The sequence below is a fragment of the uncultured Campylobacter sp. genome (genome assembly GCF_938045625.1).
Classification (GTDB): Bacteria; Campylobacterota; Campylobacteria; order Campylobacterales; family Campylobacteraceae; genus Campylobacter_A.
Window position 1 is genome coordinate 45,209 of record NZ_CALIAV010000030.1, and the last position, 7,305, is coordinate 52,513.

Below are 7,305 nucleotides of genomic sequence, written 5' to 3' on the forward strand. Positions count from 1 at the left end.
ATTTTATGGTTTAGGGAGGGGGTTGGGGATTTTGCAGGCAAATTTAATCCGTACGGCAAATTTATATTAAGCTCAAATTTGAAAATTTTATTAGCAAATTTAGATGAAAATTTATATCAAAACGAAGGCTGTATTTATAGGATAGAAAGTTAAAAACGGCGTCTTGCCACACAAAACGCCGTTTTATTGTAATATTAGAAACGTTGTCCGATAGTAAATTCAAACGTACTCGTATCGTCGCCGTCTTGCTTTTTGAGCGGCTTGGCAAAGATTAGCTGTAGCGGCCCCATAGGCGTTACCCACTCGATACCTGCGCCCGCACTATATCTGCTGATACGTCCGTCGACATAATCCACGATGCCCGGCGCCGTTACGTTTGCGATCCTGCCGCGAATGACACCGTAGTCAACAAACAGCAATCCGCGCATCTTTACGCGTTCTATTAGCGGGAAGCTAAGTTCTGCCGAGCTGTTAAACGACGTATCGCCGCCCGTCTCGTACCAGCTGCCGCTGGCGACTTTGACTTTAGGCGAGACGGTTCTACTCTCAAATCCGCGCAGATTTCTTATGCCACCTAGATATAGTCTCTCATTAATAGGCACCCAGCCGCGATCCCAAATTTTGCCGAAGCTTGATTTAAACCTGAAAATAAGGTCGTAATCCACCCACTCTCTGATACCTTGATACCAGTTAAAATTCGTTCTGCTCTTTAAAAATTTCTCATCGCCGCCCACGCCCGCAAACTCTAGGCTAGTGCTTGCGATGATGCCCGTGCGAGGCAGGTAATAATCATCCGTGCTGTTATAGGTGATAGACGGTATGAGCGAGCTTTTTAAGCTCTTGCCGTCTTTGTATCCGACGGTTTTTAGCACATCGCTAAGCCCGCTGATACGGCTTTGCTCTATGATGTAACCCAAAGACGCGCTTAGATTTCTAGTTAGTTTTCTACCTACGACGACGTTTAGACCGTATGATTTCTCGTCGTAGTTATTCCAGCTATAGTCGTTAGCATAAAGAGTACCGCCAAGGCTGTACTCTGAGTCAAAAAGGCGCGGGTTGGTTAGACCTATCTGCCCGGAGAGCTCGTTGTCGCTCCTATCTACGCTTATGACGCCTTTCAAGCCGCTACCAAATACGTTCGTATCAGACACGCTCGCGTTAAGTAGCAAACCGTCCGAGCTACCGTAGCCGATACCGCCGCTGATCGAGCCCGTGGAGGCCTCTTTTACTTTTACGAGCAGATCGACTTGGTTTGCCCCGACGCGCTGCTCCTCGATCTCAACCTCATCAAAGTAGCTCGTTCGCTTTAGAGCGTCCTTGCTGTCTTGCAGGTCGGTTCTGCTATATAAATTTCCCTCCGTGAGGTATAGTTCGCGTCTAACGACTCTATCTACGGTTCTATCGTTACCTGAAATTTGAACGTTTCTTATATATACTTTTTCGTCAGGCACAACCTCGTAGACGATACTCACAGTCTTGTCTTCTACGTTTTTCTCGGTTTTTGGATTTATCCTTACAAACGCATAACCCTTATCCGCTACCATATCGTCGAGCTTTTTCATGTCTTGTCTTAGGCGAGCAGAGTTCATCACGTCACCGCTTTCTAGCCTAAAGTCTTTTAAAATTTTCTCTTTATCAAGCTCTAAAAACTCAGGTGCCTCGATATCTACGCTAGATACCCTATACTGCTCGCCCTCGGTTACGTAGTAGGTGAGATCTGCCGTGTAGTTATCCATGTAGGCGTTTAGATACGGGTTTGAAACCGTCGCGTCTAGGTAGCCTTTTTGGTAGTATTTATCTTGGATTCTCGCAGGATCGTTTGGTAGCTCAAAAAGCTTAACCTTGCCGTCGTTTCTGCCCCACATCCAGCCCATAAATTCGCGCTCTTTGTTCGCCACCACAGGCTCTACGTCGCCATAATCAAAAAGCTTCGCGCCGACTAAATTTACGTTTTCTATTATGATATTTTCGCCGCGGTTTATGTTCATCGTGACAAAAAGACTGCTTTCATTGCCCGCCACCGGCTCTTTAGTTACGTCTATGACCGTGTCGAAGTAGCCTTTTGACTCGTAGTACTGCCTAATGCGCTCTTTCGCGCGCTCGATGGCTAACTCGTCGTACATATTGCCTTGTTTGATGTTGATTAGTCCGTCGATGGCGGTTTTATCGTTAGTAACTACGCCTTTGATGTCGATACGAGCGATACTAGGTTTTTCTTTTACCGTTACGGTCACGTCGCCGCCCTTGTTTTCGATGTAGATATCGTCGAAATAGCCCTGTCTAAACAGCTTTGCGATCGCCCTATCAGTGCTATCGCCGCTTAGCTCGTCTCCGACTTTTAGCCCCATTATCTCCTTTGCAGTTTCTGGAGACAGATGCACGAGACCTTTAAAATTTATGGAAGTTATCTGCTCGGCATTTGCCAAAACTGCGCCCAAAAGTAGTAGAAAAACGCTTTTTTTCATTGATTTAACCTAAAAGTGATGATAAGGCTGTATAATAGCACATTTTATTTTTAAACAATATAAATTTAAAAGGCGAATTTATGAAAATCGGTATCGTAGGCCTAGGACTCATCGGCGGCTCGCTAGGTCTTAGCCTAAAAAACGAAAAACTAATCAGCTGCGTTAGCGGCATGGATCTAAGTAAAGAACACGAAAAACAGGCGATTGAGCTCGGTCTCGTGCATGAAATTTTAACTCTTGAGCAGATGAAGCAAAAGTGCGATATGATATTTCTAGCCATCCCAGTCGAAGGCATCATAAAAATCGTCAAAGAATTTGAAGGCATCGGCGAAAACACGACTATCGTCGATCTTGGTAGCACCAAGCAAAAAATAATCGAAGCCGTGCCCGAGAGCATCAGGCAAAATTTCATCCCAGCTCACCCGATGGCGGGTACCGAGTACTCGGGTCCGACCGCCGCATTTTCCGGACTTTTTAAAGACGCCGTAGTAGCCATTTGTGACTTTAAAGAAAGCGGCGAGATGCACGTCAAGCGCTCAGTCGAGCTCTTTTCGCACCTGGGCATGAAGATTATCTTCATGAGCGCAGCAGAGCACGACCACCACGCCAGCGTCATCTCTCACCTACCCCACGCTATCAGCTTTTCGCTAGCTAGCAGCGTACTAAAAAAGGAAAACAAAAAAAATATCATCGCGCTAAGCGGCACGGGATTTAACGGCATGATCAGGATCGCCAAAAGCTCGCCAGTGATGTGGACGGATATCTTTAAACAAAATAAGCAAAATTTGATAAATTCGATAGACCTTTTCAAAAAAGAACTTGACGAATGCGAAAATTTAATCAAAAACGAGAAGTGGGACGAGCTGCGAGAATGGATGGGAGAAGCTAGAAAAATACGCGAAATTTTATAAATTCGAGGGTAAATTTACCTTAAATTTATCGCTTTTTAGTAAAATCGGTCTCTTTAAGATTTAGGAGATTTTTATGAGAAGACGCGGCAATCCGAATTTGATATTTTTCGGCGTTATTATTTTACTTTTAGTTGCGGCGATAGCTTTTTTATTTACATCAAAAATATTTGAACGCGAATCGCCGAACATCGCCATCTCGGATCAAATTTACTGGAACCTAACCTCGCCTCTACCGATCAAAATCACCGACGAAGGCGGCGTGAAATCAGTTAAAATTTCACTCGTAGACGAAAAAGGCAGCGTAAATTTGCTAACTCAAAAATTTGAAGCTCCGTCTGAAATCGTAGATTTAAATTTGACCTTTCCCAAAACCGGATTTGGCGCACAAAAAGATATCTACAACATCGTGATCGAGGCCACCGATACTAGCAAATGGGGATTTTTCCTCGGCAACACGCAAAAAAAAGAGGTCAAAATCACCGTCGATAATAAAAAGCCCGACGTAAACATCCTAAACCACTCATACGCCATCACTAAAGGCGGTAGCGCGACGGTCGTGTTTAAGGCGACTGATGAAATGCTAAAAGAGGTCTATATCGAGACGAACTACGGCAAGAAATTTATACCGAGCAAATTCGTAAAAGACGGCTACTACGCTTCTTTAGTCGCCTGGCCAGCGCAGCAAGGCTCGTTTAGCGCCGACGTCGTGGCGCTTGATGCGGCGGGAAATATAACCAAAAGCAAGATAAGATTTTTCTACCAAGACAAAAAATACCGCACTTCAAAGATAAAACTAGACGGCCAAAACAGATTTTTAAACGAAAAAATCCCGGAACTAGCGCAGCAATACGCCAAAAACTACGACGCCATGAGCAATCTGGAAAAGATGAAATTCGTAAATGAAAATCTACGCGAGGCAAATGAGAAAATAATCTCGCAAATCGCCGCAAAAGTCGAGATAGACGCTGCGGAAAACTTTAGCATAAATAAATTTTATCCGCTAAAAAACGGTAAAGCGGTAGCGAGCTTTGGCGACCACAGATATTATACCTTTGAGGATAAAGACGTCAGCGAAAGCTGGCACATGGGCATCGACCTAGCCTCGACGCAAAAAGCCGACATCGTCGCTAACAACGACGGCACGGTCGAATTTGCAGCAGATAACGGCATCTATGGGCGCAATATCCTGATAAACCACGGATTCGGGCTATTTTCGCTCTACGGACACTGCAGCTCGCTAAACGTCAAAGCGGGCGACTCGGTCAAGGCGGGCGACGTCATCGCAAACACGGGCGTTACGGGTCTAGCGATGGGCGATCACTTGCACTTTGGCATGCTAGTTCAAGGCATAGAAGTGCGTCCGGAGGAGTGGATGGATAACGGCTGGATGAAGGATAACGTCACGGGCGTTTTAAGCGCGGCTAAAAAAATGGTCGAATAAATTTGCCGTTTTGTTGTAAATTTGTTGTATAATGGCAAGAATAAGAAAAATAAGGGCGAAATTTTGAAACAAACAACCATAAAATCAACCGTAGAAGGCGTAGGTATCGGGCTTCATAAGGGCGAACCGATAAAAATCACGCTTGAACCGCTCGGGGCAAATTCGGGAATAATATTTTATAGAAAAGACCTCGGAGTGAGCTTTAAAGCGGAGCCAAAAAACGTGATAAACACCCAAATGGCTACCGTTATCGGCGGCAAAGAGGGCTACATCTCAACGATCGAGCACCTCCTTAGCGCGATAAACGGCTACGGCATTGACAATATCCGCATAGTCCTAGATGCCAACGAGGTGCCTGTAATGGACGGCTCGGCGATAAGCTACTGCATGATGCTGGATGAAGCGGGCACGGCGGAGCTTGACGCGGATAAAAAAGTAATCGTAATCAAACGCCCGGTAGAAGTAAACAAAAATGGAAAATTCGCCAGAGTAACGCCGTCAAATAACCCGAAATTCAACTTTACGATCAAATTTGCCCACCCGATAATCGGCGAGCAAAACTACGTGTTTGAGTTTAGTAAACAAGCCTACATCGAAGAGATCGCACGCGCCAGGACGTTTGGATTTTTAAAAGACGTCCAGATGCTAAGAGCGCAAAATTTAGCCCTCGGCGGTAGCCTAGATAACGCCGTAGTCATCGATGATAATAAAATTTTAAATCCTGAAGGTCTGCGCTTTGAAAACGAATTCGTTCGTCATAAAATTTTAGACGCGATCGGCGATCTAAGCCTGATGGGCGCGCCATTGATGGCTGATTATACGAGCTTTGCGGGCAGTCACGAGCTAAACCACGAGCTAACGCTAGCTATCCTAAGCGACGATAAAAACTACGAAATCGTCACGCTAAAAGGCGATTTTGCGCGCGAGTACCAAAAGGTATTTGCATAAAAAATATCCAAATTTTAGTTATCGCTCTTAGCTCGCCGCTAATCGTTGGCATTTATGACGAAAACGGCGAGCTTATAGAGCAAATTTCTAGCGAAGAAAAATCCGACGTCTCCCTCGTAAAAATAATAGACGAGATTTTAAACAGCGGCAAATTTAACCTACAAAAAATCATCTACGCAAACGGTCCTGGTAGCTTCATGGGCGTCAAGGTCGCATACGTCGTTTTAAAGACGATTAGTATAGTAAAAGAATGCGAATTTTACGCAGTTAGCGGCTTTGAGCTAAACGGCGGCGCACCGATACGGGCGAATAAAAATTTAAGCTTCGTAAATACTCCTGATGGCGTCAAGCTACAAAAAGCGCAAGCGGGCGAATTTGGCTTGCCGCAAAATTTAGCCGTTTTAAATCTAAATTTAGATACTCTACCAAATTACGTTATTCAAGCCGTTTAGGAGATTTTTTGCAAATTTTAGTTCCCGCCACTAGCGCAAACATCGGTCCGGGTTTTGACGCCTTGGGTCTTGCCTTAGAGCTACATAATACAGTCGAGATAACAAGGGCAAATTTCGCCTCCGTGAGCATTTTGGGCGAAGGCAAAGACAACGCGCTTCTTAAGAAAAACAATATTTTTTTATCTATTTTCAATGAAATTTATGTCAAACTAACAGGCAAAAAAGATACTTTTCGTATGATTTTTACAAATCAAATTCCGTTCTCTCGCGGCCTTGGTAGCTCCTCTGCGGTTATCACTTCAGCCATCGCGGCAGCCTACGCGGCAGCGGGATTTAAAGCGGATAAAAGTGCGATTTTAAACCAAGCTCTAGTTTACGAAAATCACCCGGATAACATCGCTCCGGCAACGCTTGGCGGTTTTGTGAGCTCCGTTGTTGAAAACGGCAAAGTAAAATCTCTAAAAAAACCTTTAAGCGCCGATATAAAAGCCGTCGTCGTGATCCCGGATAAGCCGATGAGCACGAACGAATCTCGCGCCAAGCTACCTAAAAATTTCACGATGGGCGAGTGCGTTAGCAACCTCTCTCATGCCGCATTTCTCACGGCTTGCTTTTTTAGCGAAAATTACGAGCTTTTGAGAACCGCGGCAAAAGACGGCATGCACGAACAAATCCGCATGCAAAACCTGCCGGAGCTCTTTGAAGTGCGCAAGATAGCCTACGAAAACGGCGCTCTTTTGAGTACGCTTTCAGGCAGCGGATCGAGCTTTTTAAACATTGTTTACGCGGACGATGCGGCAAATTTAAAACAAAAACTGCAAGATAAATTTAAGAGCTTTCGAGTTGAAATTTTTAATTTCGACAACGACGGGATAAAAATCCTACAAAGCTAAAAAAAAGCTAAAAGAAGTTATAATAATGGCTCAAAAATTTATTCCTATCAGGACATGCGTGGTCTGCAAAAAGCGCTTTGAACAGCAAATTTTGCGTAGATACAGACTGATAAATTCCTCGCTATTTTTCGGAAACGGAAACGGACGCAGCTTTTATCTTTGCGAGGAATGTCTAAAAAAAGACGAGAAAATTTT

The 7,305-nt window shown here is 44.5% G+C and carries 6 protein-coding genes; 5 read left to right on the forward strand and 1 reads right to left on the reverse strand.

Annotated elements, in window-relative coordinates; genetic code table 11:
- Nucleotides 1-194: 194 nt before the first annotated feature.
- Nucleotides 195-2,465, reverse strand: a complete 2,271-nt coding sequence (gene bamA, locus Q0386_RS03040; RefSeq protein ID WP_299026902.1) for an outer membrane protein assembly factor BamA — start codon at nucleotides 2,463-2,465, stop codon at nucleotides 195-197.
- Nucleotides 2,466-2,545: 80 nt separating this feature from the next.
- On the opposite strand from bamA, the gene Q0386_RS03045 reads away from it, so the two are divergent.
- From Q0386_RS03045 to thrB, 5 genes are all read left to right on the forward strand, one after another.
- Nucleotides 2,546-3,376: a prephenate dehydrogenase gene (locus tag Q0386_RS03045; RefSeq protein WP_299026905.1), complete on the forward strand. Its 831-nt coding sequence runs from the start codon at nucleotides 2,546-2,548 to the stop codon at nucleotides 3,374-3,376.
- 73 nt (nucleotides 3,377-3,449) lie between these two features.
- Nucleotides 3,450-4,817 carry a peptidoglycan DD-metalloendopeptidase family protein gene (locus tag Q0386_RS03050; RefSeq protein ID WP_299026907.1) on the forward strand — a complete coding sequence of 456 codons (1,368 nt, stop codon included), beginning with the start codon at nucleotides 3,450-3,452 and terminating at the stop codon, nucleotides 4,815-4,817.
- 63 nt (nucleotides 4,818-4,880) lie between these two features.
- A complete protein-coding gene (gene lpxC / locus Q0386_RS03055) occupies nucleotides 4,881-5,765 on the forward strand; it encodes a UDP-3-O-acyl-N-acetylglucosamine deacetylase (RefSeq protein WP_299026910.1) in 885 nt (294 codons plus the stop codon).
- Nucleotides 5,766-5,848: 83 nt separating this feature from the next.
- The gene (locus tag Q0386_RS03060; RefSeq protein ID WP_367272383.1) at nucleotides 5,849-6,217 is read left to right on the forward strand and encodes a glycoprotease; all 369 of its coding nucleotides are present in this window, start codon (nucleotides 5,849-5,851) and stop codon (nucleotides 6,215-6,217) included.
- Between the two features lie 8 nt (nucleotides 6,218-6,225).
- Nucleotides 6,226-7,110: a homoserine kinase gene (thrB, locus tag Q0386_RS03065; protein WP_299026916.1), complete on the forward strand. Its 885-nt coding sequence runs from the start codon at nucleotides 6,226-6,228 to the stop codon at nucleotides 7,108-7,110.
- Nucleotides 7,111-7,305: the final 195 nt, after the last annotated feature.